Source organism: Desulfomicrobium apsheronum, from assembly GCF_900114115.1.
Taxonomy (GTDB): domain Bacteria; phylum Desulfobacterota; class Desulfovibrionia; order Desulfovibrionales; family Desulfomicrobiaceae; genus Desulfomicrobium; species Desulfomicrobium apsheronum.
This window is the reverse complement of sequence record NZ_FORX01000014.1, coordinates 20577-39024: the sequence shown is the minus strand read 5'-3', so window position 1 is coordinate 39024 and position 18448 is coordinate 20577. Positions and strand designations below refer to the sequence as shown.

At 59.6% G+C, this 18448-nt stretch carries 16 protein-coding genes; 5 read left to right on the top strand and 11 right to left on the bottom strand.

Annotation, left to right across the window (positions count from 1 at the left end; translation table 11 throughout):
* Nucleotides 1-32 precede the first annotated feature (32 nt).
* The gene (locus BMZ40_RS12875; protein ID WP_092376455.1) at nucleotides 33-263 is read left to right on the top strand and encodes an envelope stress response membrane protein PspB; all 231 of its coding nucleotides are present in this window, start codon (nucleotides 33-35) and stop codon (nucleotides 261-263) included.
* On the top strand, nucleotides 260-700 hold the full coding sequence (gene pspC, locus BMZ40_RS12870; RefSeq protein ID WP_092376452.1) for an envelope stress response membrane protein PspC: 441 nt from the start codon (nucleotides 260-262) through the stop codon (nucleotides 698-700). Before BMZ40_RS12875 ends, pspC begins: the two co-directional genes overlap by 4 nt.
* 35 nt (nucleotides 701-735) lie before the next feature.
* On the opposite strand, the gene BMZ40_RS12865 is transcribed toward pspC, so the two are convergent.
* Nucleotides 736-2352: a bifunctional aminoglycoside phosphotransferase/ATP-binding protein gene (locus tag BMZ40_RS12865; protein ID WP_092376450.1), complete on the bottom strand. Its 1617-nt coding sequence runs from the start codon at nucleotides 2350-2352 to the stop codon at nucleotides 736-738.
* Between the two features lie 378 nt (nucleotides 2353-2730).
* Here BMZ40_RS12865 and BMZ40_RS12860 point away from each other — a divergent pair, with 378 nt between their 5' ends.
* Nucleotides 2731-5865 (top strand): MASE3 domain-containing protein, encoded by a 3135-nt coding sequence (locus tag BMZ40_RS12860; protein WP_177193169.1) that lies wholly within the window; start codon nucleotides 2731-2733, stop codon nucleotides 5863-5865.
* A gap of 51 nt (nucleotides 5866-5916) precedes the next feature.
* Here BMZ40_RS12860 and BMZ40_RS12855 read toward each other — a convergent pair whose 3' ends face one another.
* Complete coding sequence (locus tag BMZ40_RS12855) at nucleotides 5917-6342, bottom strand: acyl-CoA thioesterase (RefSeq protein ID WP_092376444.1); 426 nt, start codon at nucleotides 6340-6342, stop codon at nucleotides 5917-5919.
* A 256-nt stretch (nucleotides 6343-6598) separates the two neighbouring features.
* Between BMZ40_RS12855 and BMZ40_RS12850 the strand changes: the two genes are divergently transcribed.
* Complete coding sequence (locus tag BMZ40_RS12850; protein ID WP_092376441.1) at nucleotides 6599-7159, top strand: hypothetical protein; 561 nt, start codon at nucleotides 6599-6601, stop codon at nucleotides 7157-7159.
* Nucleotides 7160-7371: 212 nt separating this feature from the next.
* On the opposite strand, the gene BMZ40_RS12845 is transcribed toward BMZ40_RS12850, so the two are convergent.
* The 9 genes from BMZ40_RS12845 to BMZ40_RS12805 all read right to left on the bottom strand — a co-directional run bounded on the left by BMZ40_RS12845 (nucleotide 7372) and on the right by BMZ40_RS12805 (nucleotide 16236).
* On the bottom strand, nucleotides 7372-8085 hold the full coding sequence (locus tag BMZ40_RS12845) for a LutC/YkgG family protein (RefSeq protein ID WP_092376438.1): 714 nt from the start codon (nucleotides 8083-8085) through the stop codon (nucleotides 7372-7374).
* The gene (locus tag BMZ40_RS12840) at nucleotides 8082-9527 is read right to left on the bottom strand and encodes a LutB/LldF family L-lactate oxidation iron-sulfur protein (protein WP_092376436.1); all 1446 of its coding nucleotides are present in this window, start codon (nucleotides 9525-9527) and stop codon (nucleotides 8082-8084) included. Before BMZ40_RS12840 ends, BMZ40_RS12845 begins: the two co-directional genes overlap by 4 nt.
* 1 nt (nucleotide 9528) lies before the next feature.
* Entirely contained in the window at nucleotides 9529-10263 is a 735-nt protein-coding gene (locus BMZ40_RS12835) for a (Fe-S)-binding protein (protein WP_092376433.1), read from the bottom strand.
* Between the two features lie 196 nt (nucleotides 10264-10459).
* Nucleotides 10460-11170, bottom strand: a complete 711-nt coding sequence (locus tag BMZ40_RS12830) for an ABC transporter ATP-binding protein (protein ID WP_092376431.1) — start codon at nucleotides 11168-11170, stop codon at nucleotides 10460-10462.
* Entirely contained in the window at nucleotides 11157-11933 is a 777-nt protein-coding gene (locus BMZ40_RS12825) for an ABC transporter ATP-binding protein (RefSeq protein WP_092376428.1), read from the bottom strand. The genes BMZ40_RS12830 and BMZ40_RS12825 overlap by 14 nt, the downstream gene beginning before the upstream one ends.
* Entirely contained in the window at nucleotides 11933-12817 is an 885-nt protein-coding gene (locus BMZ40_RS12820; protein WP_092376657.1) for a branched-chain amino acid ABC transporter permease, read from the bottom strand. The genes BMZ40_RS12825 and BMZ40_RS12820 overlap by 1 nt, the downstream gene beginning before the upstream one ends.
* 7 nt (nucleotides 12818-12824) lie before the next feature.
* The gene (locus BMZ40_RS12815) at nucleotides 12825-13775 is read right to left on the bottom strand and encodes a branched-chain amino acid ABC transporter permease (RefSeq protein WP_092376425.1); all 951 of its coding nucleotides are present in this window, start codon (nucleotides 13773-13775) and stop codon (nucleotides 12825-12827) included.
* Between the two features lie 45 nt (nucleotides 13776-13820).
* The gene (locus BMZ40_RS12810) at nucleotides 13821-14993 is read right to left on the bottom strand and encodes an ABC transporter substrate-binding protein (RefSeq protein WP_092376422.1); all 1173 of its coding nucleotides are present in this window, start codon (nucleotides 14991-14993) and stop codon (nucleotides 13821-13823) included.
* Between the two features lie 172 nt (nucleotides 14994-15165).
* Nucleotides 15166-16236 (bottom strand): MBL fold metallo-hydrolase, encoded by a 1071-nt coding sequence (locus BMZ40_RS12805; RefSeq protein WP_177193167.1) that lies wholly within the window; start codon nucleotides 16234-16236, stop codon nucleotides 15166-15168.
* 427 nt (nucleotides 16237-16663) lie between these two features.
* Here BMZ40_RS12805 and BMZ40_RS12800 point away from each other — a divergent pair, with 427 nt between their 5' ends.
* Nucleotides 16664-18412: a GNAT family N-acetyltransferase gene (locus tag BMZ40_RS12800; protein ID WP_092376416.1), complete on the top strand. Its 1749-nt coding sequence runs from the start codon at nucleotides 16664-16666 to the stop codon at nucleotides 18410-18412.
* Nucleotides 18413-18448 lie beyond the last annotated feature (36 nt).

The following is an 18448-nucleotide window of genomic DNA, read 5'->3' as shown; positions in this document are numbered from 1 at the left end:
ATGCGCATATAAAAACGCAAGGAGAAGACTGCATGGAACATTTTTTCGGCTTTATCTTCGTACTCATGAGCGCCGGGATTCTGCTGGTCGGCGCGGTCATCTTCGGATTCATCAAGATGTTCACCAGGTCCGGCGAGGGGAACGTGGCTCATGAAGCGCAGATGATTCAGGAGATCTATAACGGCATGTCCCGCATGGAAGAGCGCATCGAGGCACTGGAAACGATTCTTCTGGAAAAGGACGGCAAGGAGAAAAGATCGTGAGAGCTTTCGGACGCGGCAATGGCCGCATGCATGGCGGCGGAAGCCGTGGTTCGCGCTGGAGAAAGCCCGTGGAAGAGCAGCGTGGCCTCTACCGGGCCCGTGACGGGATCTTCCTGGGCGTGTGCAAGGGCTTGGCCCGATACTTCGACTTCTCCGTTGGAGCCTTGCGCGCCATCGTCATCCTCCTGTTTCTGGTCACCGGCATCTGGCCAGTGGGGCTTTTGTACCTCATCGCGGCCATGATCATGAAGATGGAGCCGGTCGTGCCCTTCGGCAGCCCCGCCGACCAGGAGTTCTACAACTCCTACACCAACTCCCGGGCCGGGGCCTTGGAACGGATCAAGCGCAAGTTCGAGAATCTGGACCGACGGCTGCGGCGCATGGAAGACGTGGTCACCAGTCGCGATTTCGAATGGGAACGCCGCATGCGCAATTGACCAGGAGTCCCGCGCGGCGACCTCATGCCGTGGTATCACTCCCGCGAATCCGTCTCCCCGTTCAATCCGTCGAGCAGATTCTGGACCTGGGCATGCTTCAGGGCATGCCCTTTCGCCAGGATCTCGTAAAAAGACTCCTCCGGAGTCCGCTCGGTATCGACCTCCAGGTAGGCGTCCGGGACCTCGTGGCTGAATGGTTCGAAATTGTTGATCATGTCCTCGAAATGGACAAGCCGCGCATCGGACTCCCCGGCCTCACGCTCACGCTGCGCCAGCCGGGCCCTTATGGTTCGCGGCTCGCAGACGCAATGCACAAAGACAAGACCCGCCTTGTGGTCCTGCGCCAGACGAATGGCCGACTCACGCCACTGTTCCTTGGAGAACGTGGCATCCAGGGCCACGGAGCGCCCCATTTTCAGCTCATCCTGGGCCAGATTGAAAAGCCGCGCGTAAACGCGACTGCGCAGCACGGGCCGATACGCGCCCGTATTGTAGGCCTCCACCTTGGGCTCGGAAAAATTCCCCCCCTGCTTCCTTACGCTGTCGGAACCGAGCAGCGGCATGAACAGCGCCCGGGCCACCCGGCGCGCCAGCGTCGATTTCCCTGAAGCCGGCAGGCCAAAGAAAACCCACAGCACCGGCCGCCCAAAGGCCAGGGCGTATCCATAGGCTTGCCGCAGATATCGCCGGATCTCCTCCTTTAGGGGTTCCTTGGACTTTACGTGCTCAAGGGAAAAGCAGGCGACCTTGAGTCGCACAAAAGCGCGATACGCCGCATAGAATTCCACGAGCGCGTAAATCTCCGGGTCTCGGGCCGCCGTTGCGTAGGCTTGCAGCAGTCGCCGGGCAGTGTCCGCATACCCCAAGCGGTCCAGATCCATGATCAGAAAGGCCAGATCAAGGGCACAGTCGCCGTATCTGAAACGTTCGTTGAACTCGATACAGTCGATGACCTGCACCCCGTGGTGAAAATAGACATGCTCGGCCCGCAGGTCTCCGTGCCCGTCGGTGATCCTGCCTTCACGCACCCTGTGCATGAACAGATCGACATGATTGTCCGCAAATGAGCGGCAGACATTCCGGCAAAAATCCCATTTTCGTGAGTCGAGAAGGGCCTGCGCGAACGGAAGGAGCTGCGTGAAATTCTCCTCCATGTTGAACCGGATCTGTTCGAGATCCCCGTATGTGTCGATGCCGTGCCCGCGCTCACTGCTTTTGTGAAAACCGGCCAGGGTTTCGCCAAGGCTTGAAATATTCTCCTGCGTTACCTCCCCTGTGCGCAACATGGCCTCAAGGCTTGCCTCATCCGGCAATCGGGCCATCTTCACGACATATTCGAGCGCTCCTTCCATGGGCCCAAGACACAGGCCTCTCTCGCCTTCGTGAACGCCGATCACCTCCTGGTACACGCCAAAGCTCAAGCGTTGGTTGAGCTTCACCTCCTGCATGCAAAAATACAGACGCTTGCCGGGATCGCGAAAATCAAGAAATCCCAAGTCTTTGTGTTTTTTCAGCTTATACGCCCATTCTCCGGCCAGAAACACGACGGAGATGTGGGTCTCCCGGCGTTCGACACCGGATACGGAGTGCGGATAAAAAGCAGGTTCGGACATGGCCCGGCAAATGTCCTCGAATTGTTCGGCGGAATTCATGATATGCGTTCTCCCGGCAAAGTTGTACTAAACTCTAGCAGATCCGCCGCCTCGTGTCATGTCGCGCCCGCAAGCACTTCCCCCGCGAATGACAAGGCAAGAATTTTTCGGGGTGGTCTGTCCTGAAATTAGTTGATACTGATCCAAACACGCGACTGTCCGCATATCAGACGCACCTGCAAAAAGTCGTGGATGAACCTGAGTGTCATTCCCGCGAAGGCGGGCCATGTCGGGCAATAGCGCGAAATCCATTCTTTTCAAACCCTTAGAAAGGCGTAGATCCCCTTCTTCAAGGGGATGACGACTTTTTACGGTGACGTCATATCACGTCGAACTGATAATACCGCATACGTGGACATTACGACAAACGGAGCTCGAATGCCTTCAGACGACCAACTCGCCTCCCATGACATTTCGGGCACCCTGCGCCACGTCACCGTGTGGATAATTCTGCTGCTCGTCCTTTTTTTCATCAGCCGCCATAATTTCCTTCTTTTCCACACCATGGCCGAACTCTTTGCAGTGGCTGTGGGCTGGAGCGTTTTTCTGCTGGTCTGGAACACGCGCGCCTTCCTGCGCAACGACGCCCTTCTGTTCCTGGGCATCGCCTATTTTTTCATCGCCTTCATCGATCTGACCCACACCCTGACCTACAATGGAATGAACATCGTCGCGGCGGCAGAGGACACAAACCCGGCCACACAGCTCTGGATAGCAGCCCGTGGGCTGGAAGCGGCCAGTCTCTTTGCCTACAGCCTGATACTGGGGCGCGGTTTTTCGCTGTCGGCGGTGCTCCTGGGTTTCTCCGGCGTCACCGCGACCTTGCTCCTGAGCATCTTCGCCTGGGAGATTTTTCCGGTCTGCCACGTCGAAGGACAGGGCCTGACGACGTTCAAGATCGTCGCGGAATATACCATCTGCGCCGTGCTGGCGGCAGCCATGTTCAATCTGACGCGAAAGCGAGACAAGCTCGAACCCGGAATCTACCATCTACTGATCATGTCCATGGCCCTCAGCATCATGAGCGAGTTGGCCTTCACTCTCTACGTAAGTGTGTACGGTCTCTCCAATGTCGCGGGACATTTTCTGAAGATCGTGTCCTTTTTCCTGATCTATCTGGCTCTGGTCCGTTTCGCCTTGAAACGCCCCTATCGCACCCTTTTCAGGCAACTTGCAAAGGAACGCGAAGCATTGTCGCGTTCAGAAAAAAAATGGCGCAACATCCTGCTCCACACGCCGCAAATCGGTATCTCCCTAGACCCCGAGGGACGCATCATCTTTGCCAACGAATATTTTCTCAAACTCACCGGATGGGAAAAGGAAGAAGTGCTGGGGCGGGACTGGTTTGATATGTTCATTCCTGCGGAGATCCGCGAGTCGACCCGCGAATTTTTCATTTCAACCATGGCCGGCGGGCAAAACCTGTCCTACTCCACGCACGAAAATGAGATACTCGACAAGTTTGGTGCGCGCCACGCCATTGGCTGGGCCAACGCGCTGACCTTCGACTCGGCCGGGTTGCCCACGGACGTGACCAGCCTCGGCGTCGATCTGACCGAACGAAAACACGCCCAGGAGGTGCTGATCGAGAGCAGAAATCTGTACCAGTCCCTGGTGGACAACCTGCCGCTTTCGATCATGACTTTCGATCGGGAAGGAAAAATCAATTACGTCAACCAGTTTCAAATCGAAGGTTTCGCAAAAAATATTCTGGATAAAGAATATTTTCTGGGACGGACCCTGCATGAACTGCCCGGCCTGATCTCTGCGGGGATCGGCCCCGACCTTGAACATGTGCTCGATGGTCGGCCGCTCAACCTGCCGAGCCTTTTCATCCCCCGCCTCGCCGCAGGCGGATCTGCCTGGCAAAGCGTCAAGGCCATCCCCCTGTTCAAGGACGGGGTCTTCTCCGGCGGCATCCTCATGCGCGAAGACATCACCGCCCACATGATGGCCGAGGAAGCCATGCGTGAGAGCGAAGAACGGCTCGCCCTGGCCCTTGAGGTCACGAATGACGGGCTTTGGGATTGGAACTGCGTATCGGGCAGCACTTATTTCAGTCCACACTATTACGCCATGCTCGGCTATGAAAAAGGAGAGTTCGAGGCGAACTACAGCTCATGGCGCAGTCTCATTCATCCCGATGACGTGCAGGATGTCGAAGATCAGGTAAGCCGACATGTCACCAGCGGAGAAGTTTTCGAGATCGAATTCCGCATGAAGGCCAAATCCGGGCATTGGTTGTGGATCATGGCGCGCGGCCGGGTGGTCGAACGAAACGAACAGGGGAGCGCCGTGCGCATGGTGGGTACGCATGTGGACGTGACAGCGCGAAAGAACGCTGAATACGCCGCACTGAACGCCAAGGAGGCCGCAGAAGCGGCAAACAAGGCCAAGAGCGAATTTCTGGCCAACATGAGTCACGAAATTCGCACTCCGCTGAACGGCATCATGGGCATGCTGCAACTCCTGCAGACAACCAGCATGAATCAAGAGCAGCTCGAATACAGCGCCATGGCCGTGCAATCGACGTCCCGCCTGACCAGCCTGCTTTCCGACATCCTTGATCTCTCCAGGGTCGAAGCGGGCAAGATGCCTATTCGGCCCGAAGTCTTCGACCTGCGTAAAAAATTGAATCAATCCATCGATCTCTTCGCGCCCATCGCCCTGCAGTCAGGAATCGAACTCAGGCACCATTTCGACGACGCGCTGCCGCAAAACGTCATCGGCGATCCCATTCGTCTGCAACAGGTGCTCACGAACCTGATCGGCAACGCATTCAAGTTCACGCAGCATGGATTTGTCAGCGTGGAGGCCTACCCCTTGCCGGCCCGCAACGAAAATCAGCTGCGCATATTCTTCGAGATTTCGGACACAGGGTGCGGCATTCCCGATGAAGCGCTGAGCCAGCTCTTCGAGCCCTTCAGCCAGGTAACCCAGGGCTACACCAGACAATACCAGGGCGCGGGACTCGGCCTGTCCATCTGCAAACGTCTGGTTGGACTCATGGGCGGCAACATGGCCATTTCAAGCGAGGTTGGAGTGGGCACGAGCATATATTTCTGCGTCACCCTGGACAAGGCGCTGGAATTGCCTGCACGGGAGGTTCCAGACAAAACGCGGGTCGCGCTGCGGGAGAGAAAAATTCTGGTGGCTGAAGATGACGAGGTGAATCTTTTCGCCGTCCGCAATCTGCTGACCAAAAATGGTCACGAGGTCTTCACCGCCCATAACGGACATGAGGTACTGGAACGTCTTCTGGAACAGGATTTCGACCTCATCCTGATGGACATTCAGATGCCGGGCATGGACGGAATAGAGGCCACCAGGCGCATCCGCGCCTCGGAGGAAGCAACTGGCAAAAAACCGGTGCCCATCATCGCCATGACCGCCTATGCCATGAACGGAGACAAGGAAAAGCTGCTGGACAAGGGCATGGACGGATACGTGGCCAAACCTTTCAGCATCAAGAAGCTGATGGATGTGATAAAACAAAGCGTCAACAAGGACTGACGCTCGGTCAATGGCCCGGTCGGACAGCAGTCTTGCCGGGTCATCGCGATGTCACCTGGTGAAAAAACTCGGATTGTCGGGAACCCTGCGCGGACGCCGGTTCTCATCCACGGCCACATAACGGAACACCCCTTCGGTCACCAGCTGACGCTGGGCTTCGTATGCGCCAATGAGCTGCCGCGCCCAGACCTCAAGCTTGATGTCCATGGACGAATTGCCCACTCGCAGAAGTTCCGCATGCACGCAGATCGTGTCGCCCATGCGTATGGGCTTGTCGAAGCTCATTTTCTCGACGCTGACCGTGACGGTCCGGCCCATGGAAATCTCCGAGGCCATGAGCCCTCCGGCCACGTCCATCTGGGCCAGAATCCAGCCGCCGAAAATGTCGCCACTGGGGTTGGTGTCCCTGGGCATGGCCAAGGTTCGAAGGACCAGCAATCCACTGGGCTGCCGTCCGGCGTTCTCATCCAACGTCATCGCATTCTCCTTTACGAGCCAGGCTTGCAGCGCGGTCGCCGTCGTGTTGATGTCTCAACGGATTGCGACAGGCCGACCTTCGTCCGCCATCGCATCCCTGTTTTCCGAATCTTCAGACTGTCTTATGGACTGTCATGTATTTCCAGGGTATTTGCAAGGACTCATCAAATCACGACAGCCTGCACCCATCTATGGCACGCCAGCCGGGGATACAGGCATCACCTGATACAGGTTGTATAAAAAGGGAGATTTTTTCATGCAAAAATACCTGATCGCCACGCTTTTGGTCGTCGCGCTGGCATCCTGTGCACCAGCAAGCAAAGACGTACACAAGAAAAATGAGATCGCATCCGAATATGGACATCTTGAATCAAGAAAAAAATCAATAAACGCAGCGCAAAAAGTCAACATTGGACAATCAGATGCATCATTCTACTATGACAACAGGTTATGGTCTGTAAAAAATGAATCAATTTCAAAAATTGATTTCTCAGCCAGAAGGTTTACCAATGCGCATATTTTTTTATATGACGAAAACATACAAATGACTGAAATTTACAAGAAACTTGTCGAACACTATAAAATGAAAGATGCGAAGCTGATTGAATCGGAATTTGTAAACGTAAATAATTCTGTAGTGATATCCAATAAAATAGAAGGCATGGTCAACAGAAGAGAAGTTTCGATTCTAAGCTATGGATTTTCCGGAAACATGAAAACTATAATAGCGCACTGCATCATATACAAAAGCATGCTCAGGAGCGAGACGGAGCATGAGATCATCGATTTTTTGAACGGACTTGCCGCAGCAGGTTGATATGACGTCACTGCAAGAAGTCGTCATCCCCTTGAAGAAGGGGATCCATGCCTTTTTAACTCTCTGAAAAGAATGGATTTCGCGTTATTGCCCGACATGGCCCGCCTTCGCGGGAATGACACTGCCCTCTCGTTTCCCGTAAAAAAAGCGCCAAGCTGATACCTCGTCAGCTTGGCGCTCTCGCGAAAACACGCCTGCAGCACGCGAAAACGTCAGGACGCGACCACAAAAAGATGCATCTCGCGCGGGCCGTGCGCCCCGTGCACCAGGGTGGCCTCGATATCGGCGGTCTTGCTCGGGCCGGTGATGATGTTCACGTTGGACGGCAAGGCCTGTCCGTTCAGACGGGAGAGCATCTGCCGGTAGGAGCCGAGCATGCGACTCCCGGGCACCACCGCGACATGAATGGACGGCACCAAAGACACCGAGCGTGCTCGGCCCCGCCCGCCCAAGAGTACCAGCGAGGCCGTGTCGGCCAGCAGGTAGTCGGCGGTGGTGATGCCGATATACGAGGCGATGACCTCGCGCCGGAACTCCGCGCGCTCGGATTCGCCAAAGGAGTCACCCGTAGGCACTGTCGTGACGGGGATGTCCTCGCCCAGACGCGCTTCAAGGTCCAATTCGTCAAGAAGCGGGTCGCTCCAGCGCACAATCCGCTTCAATGTGCCCCACTCCGGATCGCGCTCGCGTGCCAGGGCCGCGATGGCCTCGCCGCAGGCGGCCAGGTTCGGACACTCGTGCACCTGAAGGTTGAGCGCCTGGGCCTCCCGGCGGATGCTGTCCATCCACCCGCCCCGCTCTTCGTCCGAGGTCGTTACGTGCGCGCTATTGATGAATTCCTCGCTCTTGGCGAAGACCAGCTTGTCCCGGCCGTCATTGGCCTGCACTTTAAGCGCCTGCCTGACCCGTTCGATGATACGACTCATGCCCCCCTCCCTGTCTTGTCGCGACGCGCCCAACGATCGGCGAAACTCTCCTGCGCCAGAGGCGGAAAATCGCGCCCCCTGGTCCAACCGCCCAGCGGTCCGGGCAGGCGCCTGATCCAGCCGTTCCTGCGCGGCAGCAGTCTCTGGCCGAATCTGGCCATTGCACTCAGCGCGTCGTACATGCGCCGATGCCTCATGATCACCGACCAGGCACCGAAAACCAGCTTTGTCGGCAGGCTCTGACGGCGTACGTCCCAGCTCCTGTCGCCGTCGGCCAGTTTGGAGCGCAGCAGCGAGAGCATGCGCGGCAGGTCGTTGTCCACCGGGCAGACCTGCTTGCAGGCACCGCACAGGGTTTCTCCCTGGCAGAGGTGATGGCACGTGTTGATGCCCCGCGTCAGCGGCGTGAAGACCGCGCCGATGGGGCCGCAATACGGCGAGCCGTAACTGTGCCCGCCAATGGCCATGTAGACCGGGCAGACATTGAGGCATCCGCCGCAACGCACGCAGTGCAGCACCTCGCGAAAATCCGGGTCGGCCAGAATGCGGCTGCGGCCGTTATCCACCAAGACCAGATGAAATTCCTCCGGGCCGTCCGGTTCATCGGGCAGGCGGGGCCCGCCGACATAACTGACATAGGTTGAGATCTTCTGCCCCGCCGCCGCGCGGGTCAGCATGCGCAACAGGATGTCGTGATCCTCCAGGGTGGCCGCGATCTTCTCGATGCCCAGCAGCACCACGTGAACCCGGGGCATGGTCGTGGCCATGCGGATGTTGCCTTCGTTGGAAACGATGGTCACGTGTCCGGTCTCGGCGCAGGCGGTGTTGCCGCCGGAGATACCCATGTCGGCGGTGAGCATCTTTTCGCGCAGGGCCTTGCGCGCCATGGCGGTCAGGGTCGGCGGATCGTCGGTATAGGGCTGGTCCAGTTTTTCAGCGAACAATTCGCCGACCTGCTCGCGGGTGTAGTGGATGGCCGGGGCGATGATGTGCGATGGTGCTTCGCCCTTGAGCTGCACGATGTACTCGCCAAGATCCGTCTCCACGGTCTCGATGCCTGCGGCTTCCAATGCGTCGTTGAGGTGGATTTCCTCGCTCAGCATGGACTTGCCCTTGACCACGCGGGCGACCTCAAACCGCCTGGCAACACCCAGGCAGTATTCCACGGCGTCCTCACCGGTCTCGGCCAGATGGACATGCCCGCCCCGGGCGCGAATGTTCGCGATCAGGGTTTCGAGCACGACATCAAGGTTGTCCACGATCTTGCGGCGCACGGCCTTGGCGTCCTGACGCGGGTCATGCCCGGGCGAAAGCTGGTTGTAGAGGTTCACCGCGTTGCGTCCGACCTTGTCGCGCATCTTGGCGAGGGCCCTGTGCAGCTGCTTGTCCTCGACGGCCTTGGCGGCCAATTCCCTGTACTTCAGAGGGTCCTGGTTCAGCATTCTACTCCTCCCCGGCCAGGATTTCGGCGATGTGGTGCACGCTGATGGGCAGCTCGCGACGCCGGATCATGCCCTGCATGTGCATGAGGCAGCCCATGTCGCAGCCGACCACGGCGCCCGTGCCCGTAGCCTGGATGTTGGCCAGCTTGGTTTCGAGCAGGGCCTCGGAAATTTCCGGATACTTGGCCGAAAAGGTGCCCCCGAACCCGCAGCATTCATCGGAACGGTTCATCTCAACGAGCGTCAGCCCGCGTACTCCGGAAAGCAGCGCCCGAGGCTGGTCCTTGACCCCCAGCCCACGCAGGAGGTGACAGGAGTCGTGGTAGGTGATCTGCCCGTTCCAGGTTGCGCCGACATCGGTCACGCCCAGCACATCGACCAGAAATTCTGTGAACTCGAAGGTCTTGGCCGCCACCCGCCTGGCCCGGTCCAGCTGGCGCGGATCCTTGGCGAAAAGCTCCATGTAGTGATGACGGACCATGTGTACGCACGATCCCGACGGACAGACGATGGCCTCGGCGTCCTCGAACACGTCCAGGTAATGCCGCGCCAGACGCGCCGCTTCGTCGCGATATCCGGCATTGAAGGCAGGCTGTCCGCAGCATGTCTGGTTCGCGGGATAGTCGAGCTCAAGCCCCTGGCGCTCAAGCACCTTGACCATGGCTTCGCCCACGGCGGGAAAACAGGAATCCACTATGCACTGGATGAACAGGGTCACCCTTTTTGGTTTGGTCATTCAAACACCTCAAAAGCGCTGCTGCGCAATCCGATAAATATGTAAAAATTGGCGCTCAAGCGCCAAAAAAAAGCCACTACCCATTTAATCGGCAATCCCAAAAACAAAAATATCGTGGCCCCCGCGTCCCCCTGCACGGGTCAAGGGGCGAGCCCCTTGCGGGGTCCGGGGCAGCGCCCCGCCTCTTCCTTCCGTTTCAGGCCCCCAGATACGCAGCCAGAACACGGTCATCGTCAAGCAGTGCTCTGGCTTCGCCGGTGGCCGCGATCTGTCCGGATTCAAGCACGTAGCCGCGATGGGAATGCGCCAGGGCCAGCCGCGCGTTCTGTTCCACAAGAAGGATGGTCATGCCCTGGGCGCTCAGGGAGTCGAGAATGGCGAAAATCTCCTCCACCACCAGCGGCGCAAGTCCCAGGGACGGTTCATCGAGCAGGAGCATGCGCGGCGAGCTCATGAGGGCGCGGGCGATGGCCAGCATCTGCTGTTCGCCGCCGGAAAGGGTCCCGGCAGGCTGGCGGCGACGCTCCCGAAGACGCGGAAACATGACGTAGGACTTTTCCAGGTCACGCGCGATGCCGTCCTTGTCTGTGCGGATGTAGGCGCCAAGCAGGAGGTTGTCCTCGATGCTCTGCCTGGCCAGGACCTGGCGTCCTTCGGGGCAATGCGCCAGCCCGGCACGGACAATGGCGTCCGGCCGGGTTTTGGCGATGTCGGTTCCCGAGAAACGCAGCGCGCCGGACGCGATGCGGGCCAGGCCGGAGACGGCGCGCAGGATGGTGCTCTTGCCCGCTCCGTTGGCACCGATGAGAGTGACCACCTCGCCATGCTCCACATAAAGACTGACGTCTCGCACAGCCTTGACCGCGCCGTAATTCACGCAGACCTGAGCAAGTTCAAGCAACGGCATGGCTGTCTCCGAGGTAGGCGTCAATGACGCATTGATCGCTGCGCACGTCGTCCGGCTTGCCCTGGCAGATGAGGCGGCCGAAGTTGAGCACGGCCAGGCGGTCGCAAAGGCCCATGACCAATGGCACATGGTGCTCGATGATGAGCACGGTCAGGTCGAAGCGGGTGCGCAGGTCGCGGATGAAAGAACTCAGTTCCGCCTTTTCGGCCAGGTTCAGGCCTGCGGCCGGTTCGTCCAGAAGCAGCAGTTTGGGGCGCAGGGCCAGGGCGCGGGCGATCTCAAGCCGCCTGCGTTCGCCGTAGGGCAGGGATGACGCAAGATCATGGGTCTTGGAGTCCAGCCCGACAAGGCCGAGCAGCTCCATGGCCCTGTCCCGGATGCGCCTTTCCTGGGCGCGGCTGGCCGGAAGGCCGAGCAGGTCCGACAGAAGTCCGGTTTCGGCGAAGGCCTGCATGGGCGCGCGCACGTTGTCGAGCACGCTCATGCCGCTGAAAAGACGAATGTTCTGGAACGTTCTGGCCATGCCCATGCTGGCGACCTTGTGCGGCGCGATGCCCAGAATGTCCTTGCCCAGAAAACTGATCCGGCCCGCCGAAACAGGCGTGAGTCCGGAAATCAGGTTGAAGAGCGTGGTCTTGCCCGCGCCGTTGGGACCGATCAGGCCGAAGATTTCACCAGGCTGCACGGAAAATCCGACATCACCGACGGCCATGAGCCCACCGAATGAGCGCGATACGCCTTCCAGACTCAAAATGGCGTTCATCAGGCCACCCCCGAAGCTTTGCGGCGCAGGGAAGCCAGCAGTCCGGCGATGCCCTGGGGCAGGTAGATGCAGGCCACGACCAGGACGATGCCGTTCATGATCAGGCGGGCGTCCTTGAGCGGACGCAGCACCTCGGGCAGCGCGACAAGCAAGATCGCGCCCAGCAGCGGACCCCAGATGGAGCGCGCGCCGCCGATGAGCACATAGGCCAAGCAGGCCACGGAGGCGTCGAAGCTGCTCTGGCGGGCGTTCCAGGTATTGAGGAACGGCGCGCTCATGGCTCCGACCACACCGGCCAGGCCGCAACCGATGACAAAGGCGCGGACCTTCTCGAAGGTGGTGGAAATACCCATGGCCTGGGCGGCCAGCTCGTCCTCGCGGATGGCCATGAAGGACCGGCCGGCCACGGTGCGGGTCAGCCGCCAGGAGAAGAGGAGCATGACGATAAGGAGTGGGCCGAAGAACCACAGGTAGCCGATGCGCTTCTCGAAAGGCTGCGGGATGCCAAAAAGGCCCACCGCCCCGCCGGTCACGTCCAGAACCAGGACCACGACATTGAGCACCTGCACGAAGGCGATGGTCGCCAGGGCCAGATAGATGCCGCGCAGCCGCAGGGCCGGGATGCCGACCAGCAGTCCGAGCAGGCAGCTGGCCAGCATGGCGATGAGCCATTCCACAGGGTAGAGGGCCGCGCCCAGAGTTTCACGCCAGGCTGCAAAGAGCGGGCTCGTACCCATGATGGCCGCGATGTAGCCGCCCAGGGAATAGAAGCCTATGCTGGCCAGGGAGAGCTGTCCGGCCATGAGCGGATACCACAGGCTCATCCCCAGGAGCGCCTGCTGGATGATGGCCACCATCAAAAAACCGTAGTTGTCGAGAAACATGCCCATCCTAAACCTTCTGGATGGTTTGCTGGCCAAGAAGCCCCTGGGGGCGGGCCAGAAGAATGACGAAAAGCATGACAAAGGCCACGGCCTCTTTCATGGACGAATAGTCCGGGGGCAGGAACGCCTCGCCCAGACCAATGACAAGTCCGCCGAGAACCGCCCCGGGAATGCTGCCGAGACCGCCCAGCACGATGACCGCCAGGCCCTTGAGGCCATAACTGACTCCGAAATACGGCCCGGCCAGGCCGAAGCTCGCCCCGATGAGCGTTCCTGCCAGGCCCCCAAGGGCGCCGGAGATGAAGAATGTGGACAGGATGTAGCGATCGACGTTGATGCCGAGCAGGCTGGCGGTTTCGGGGTTCTCGGCCGTGGCCTGCAGGGCCTTGCCCATGCGGGTCCGGTTCATGAACCAGGCCAGCACCAGCAGCATGGCCAGGCTGACGCCCAGGATGATCAGCTGCACGGTGCGCACGGCCAGGATCTTGCCGTCCATCTTGAAGATCATGGCCATGGGCAAAGATCCGAAAATGTCGGACGGAAAGGAATAGATTTCCGCGCCGACAAGAAATTGCAGGCAATTGACCAGAATGAGCGCAACGCCAAGGCTGCTGACCAGCGCCAGGAGCGGATCGGCCCCCTTGGCCCGCAGCGGCCGGAAAGCCAGTCGCTCGACCAAAACGCCAACGCAACCGGCCATGATGGAGCCTCCCAGAAGCGCCAGGGGAAAAGGCAGGCTGAATGGCAGGCTCGTACCGGCCAGAAGCCCGTTCAGGCCGAAATCACCGACGGCCAGGGCGTAGGTGCAATACGCGCCAAGGGTGAAGACCGCGCCGTGGGCGAAGTTGATGATTCCCAGAATGGAAAAGACCAGCGTGTAGCCAAGGGCGAAGATGGCGTAGACCGAACCGATGGAAAGGCCGTTCAGGATATTTTGCAGGAAATAGACGATGTTCATGATATGCCAAAAGCCGGGGAAGCGGCGCTCCCCCGGCAGGATGCGTTATTCGGGCAGCAGTTCCATGATCCCGGTCTTGCCGTCTTCGGCGATCTTGATCTGGGAGACATAGAACGTCTTCTGGGTGATCTCGCCGTCGGCGTCGAGAACGATCTCGCCAAGAGGCGTTTCATAGGAACTGGAGATGATGGCAGCATTGAGGGCGGTGCGCAGTTCGGCCGTGTCCATGTCCGCGACCTTCTTGCCGGTGCTCTGCTCCACTTCGTTCAAGGCATCCACGACGACCTTCACGCTGGTGTAGGCCTGGGCCGAGAACTGGGCTGGATCCTTCTTGAACATTTCCTTGAACACGGGGACAAAGGCGTTGTTTTCGGCGTTGTCGGCCCTGGGGCTGTAAGCCTGGGCCACGATGACGCCGGTGCATTCCTTGCCGCAGACCGGGTACATGTTCGGAGAGTTGAAACCGTTGCCGCCCACGATGAGGCCCTCGTAGCCGAACTGGCGCAACTGCTTGACCATGTTGCCGCCGTCGGCCGCCAGACAGCTCATGACCACCATGTCCACGCCCGCTCCGAGGATGGCCGTGACCTGGGTGGTAAAATCCGTGTCCTTGACGCTGGTCTTCTGGACGAGGACGATGCTGAGGCCCATGTCCTTGATGGCTTCCTGGAAAATGCCGGTCTCGGAGACGTTGAACGCGTCATCCTGGGCATAGACCACGGCCACATTCTTGATGTTCGGGTTGACCGCGAGGGCGCGCTTCAAGGCGTTGGGTGCGACCAGGGTCATGGGGGCGGAAATGCGGGACACATACTCGCCGATCTGGGCCACGCCCTTGGCCGTGTTGGAGGGGCCGACAACGGGCACCTTGGCCTGATTGGCGATGGGGTTGGCGGCAAAGGCCTGCTGGGACAGGGTCGGCCCGATGATGGCCACGACCTTGTCGCGGGAGATCAGGTTCTGAAAGGCGTTGATGGCTCCGGCTTCATCCCCGCCGGTGTCCTGGAACACGAGCTTGATGGGAGTTCCGCCCACGCCGCCCTTCTCGTTGATCATCCTTTCAGCCACCTTGGCACCGTTGACCTGCTCTTCGCCGAACAGGGCCACGTTGGTGGTCTGTCCCACGGCGATACCTACGGGAATGGGGCTGCCGACCGCCCCGGCAAAGGCGGCCTGGGCGAAAAACAGACTTGCTGCAAGCAATACGAATATGCGCATGAAATCCTCCGTAAGAATGCGATTTGCTGAAAAAAAATCGAGTTAATCGATTAAAGATCGATGGAGCTATCAAGGAAGGTCAGTGGGTGCAAGCTGAAAATAACCTACAGAGAAATAAGTATGAAAAAAAGTTTCAGAATATATCCGGCGAGCCCTCGCATCGTGCAAAATTTCAGCGCGGCGGAACCGTGAACCACTCCCCTACTTTTGGAAGCATGAAGAGCGATTCGTCTATGCCCCTGGACTGCAAGGCCTCCAAAATCTCCCGGCGAGGGGCCGCATAGGCTTCGTCAGCCATGGGAAAGACCTCATGCTGGGTGCCCATGGCCCGTCCCTGCCCAAGATCGATGAAAGTCTGAATCACATCGGCGGGGTTCATGTGGGCGTAACGCATGAACCATTGCGGTTCGTAGGCTCCGACCGGCAGCAGACTCAGGCGCGGCGTGCCGTACTTGGCCGTGAAATCCTCGGACAGGTGCCGCGCATACCCCGCATCGGCCAGAAAGTAGATGGCTCCGCCCGGCGCATCGATGACAAAAGCTCCCCACAGGGCTTCGAGGCGATCGAAAAGCCCCCGGGCCGACCAGTGCTGCATGGGCTCAAGCACGATCCGCATCTCTTCGCCGAACATGAAGGCCTGGCCCCAATCCAGTGTTTTAAGCCGCATGTCCGGGATGGCGGACCTTATGATGACATCATTGCCAAGCGGGGTGAGCACGAGTGGATTGAAGGCCCGGTGCAGGCGTTCAAGGGTCGGCAGGTCCAGGTGGTCGTAGTGGTTGTGGCTGATCAGCACCAGGTCGATGGGCGGCAGGTCCTCAAACCTCACCCCCGGCGCGGCAACGCGCCTTGGGCCCGCGAAGCCGAACGGACTGGCCCGCTCGGACCAGATGGGGTCGGTCAGGATGTTCAGCCCCCGGGTCTGCAAGAGCACCGTGGCATGACCGACATAGGTCACCCGCAACTCCTCTCCCATGACCCGCGCCGGAGGCAGCGTCGGTTCAACCTCGACATGCTCAGGCCAGTAGCCGCGCTCGGCGGTCAGGCGCCACTTCAGAAAATCCCCGAAACGATTGGGCATCGACTCCCAGGGATTGTCGAATTTGCTCCCATCGAAATGCTCCGAAACCGGGCCGCGATAATAGCCATTGCCGCAAGCGCACAGAAGCAGCACGACAAGCAGGAGGAACATGTTGCGGCCATGACGCTGCGTGCGCGAAGCGCTGCTTGCTGAAAAACTCATTTTTATCCTTGAAAAAACATGAAATTGGTACGCTGAAGAGACGCATCCCGTTCCACTATTGTCCCGCCCATCTCTTCCTCCAGCCAACCCGCTCCGCTTAATATTTCCCAAAGCCATCCAGCAAGCACTATCCATGCGAAATCCCGTGATGGGCGGTTGCGCCAAAATCCGGCGGGACGGGGCTGAATTTGCATCCTTGGCCCTGTAATTGACCAGAAATACATGCCTTTCCCAATGTGCGGCGCGGTTCCCAAAGGCAAGCCGATACAAAAAAGCCCGCCATCTCAAGCGCACATGCAGAATGCACGACGACACCGTGATCACGCAGAGATCTATTTACCATTCGCCCTCGCCGCCGTATTGTCCCGACCGGCAATAAAATTCCATTCGGATACAGGTCCCGGCTCCGGCCGAAACGAGGCTCTCCATGTTCAGCATCCGTCCCATCTACGACACCACCGTGCCCGTCGACGCCCAGAGCATCGAGCAGGTGCAGACCATTCTGGCCGAGCGGTTTCCACTCATCGCCGCCGAAGAGGTCGCGAATCTCCCCGCCACCCTCAAGAACCCCCTAGGCAAGGGATACCGGACCATCGTCTTCGTGGCCGAGGGGCAACGCAGGTTGGTGCAGGGATTCGCCCTGCTGTGCCATTTTTCGGACCTGCGCTTCTGCTACCTTGACTACCTCTCGGTCAGCCTGCGCCACGGCGGCCACGGGGTGGGCTCGGCCCTTTACGAAAGGGTACGCGAGGAGGCCAAGGCCCTTGGCGACACGGCCCTCTTCTTTGAATGCCTGCCCGACGACCCGGCCCTGTGCCGTGATCCGGAGCTGCTGCGCGAGAACGTCGCGAGGCTTCGCTTCTACGAGCGCTACGGGGCGCGGCCCATCATCAACACGGCCTACGAGACGCCTCTTTCAGCCGAGGACGACTGCGCCCCCTATCTGGTGGCCGATCCCCTGGACAAACCCTTGCGCCTCTCGCGTGAGCGGGTTCGCCACGTGGTGCGCGCCGTATTGGAGCGCAAGTACAAGGAAAAATGCTCGCCGCAATACGTGAAGATGGTCCTCGATTCCATCCCGGCCGGGAATCTGGCCCTGCGCGACCCGCGCTACGTCAGGGAAACCGCGCCTCCAAGGGTTCCGGGCATCAGCGCCGACCGCAGGATCGCCCTGATCTGCAACGAAAACCACGCCATCCATCACATCCGCGAGCGCGGCTATGTCGAATCTCCGGTGCGCATGAAGTCCATCCTGAAAGAAATCGAGAAGACCGGACTCTTCCTGCGCAGGCAGCCCCGGCATTTCGCCGAGCGGCACATCACCCAGGTCCACGACCGGCAATTCGTGTCCTACCTCCGAACGGTCTGCGCGAACCTTCCCGAGAAGAAGTCCGTCTACCCTTATGTCTTCCCCATCAGAAACGCCGCCCGGCCGCCACGGGAACTGGCCGTGCGGGCTGGTTACTATTGCATCGACACCTTCACGCCCCTGAACGGCAACGCCTATGCAGCGGCGCGCGGAGCCGTGGACTGCGGCCTGACCGCGGCCGAGGAACTCCTGGCTGGACGCCGCCTGGCCTACGCCCTGGTCCGCCCTCCCGGGCACCATGCCGAACGCCGGGCCTTCGGAGGGTTCTGCTATTTCAACACGTCGGCCGTGGTCGCCCACAGGCTCAGCGCCCACGGGCGTGTCGCCGTGCTCGACGTGGACTACCACCACGGCAACGGCACCCAGAACATCTTCTACGAACGCAGCGACGTGCTGACCCTGTCCATCCACGGCCATCCGAAATTCGCCTACCCGTACTTCAGCGGCTTTGCGGAGGAGCGCGGGGAGGGGGCGGGCCTCGGATACAACCGCAACTATCCCCTCCCGGAGGAGGTCGACGGCGAGAGATACGCCGAGACCCTGCGCCAGGCGCTAAAAGTCATGGCCGACTTCGACCCGGCTTTCGTCATCGTCGGCCTGGGGCTCGACCCGGCCAAGGGGGACCCGACCGGCACGTGGCGTCTGCAGGCCAGGGATTTCTTCCTCAATGGAAGGCTCATCGGCGCCCTGGGCAGACACACGGTAGTCGTGCAGGAAGGCGGGTACAGGATCAGGTCGCTGGGCGTGAACGCGGCCAACTTCTTTCAGGGGCTTTTCGAGGGGATGCAGATCGCGCGGAGGAGTTGACAGGCCATTTTTGAACGGCCCGGGAATTCAGTTGAG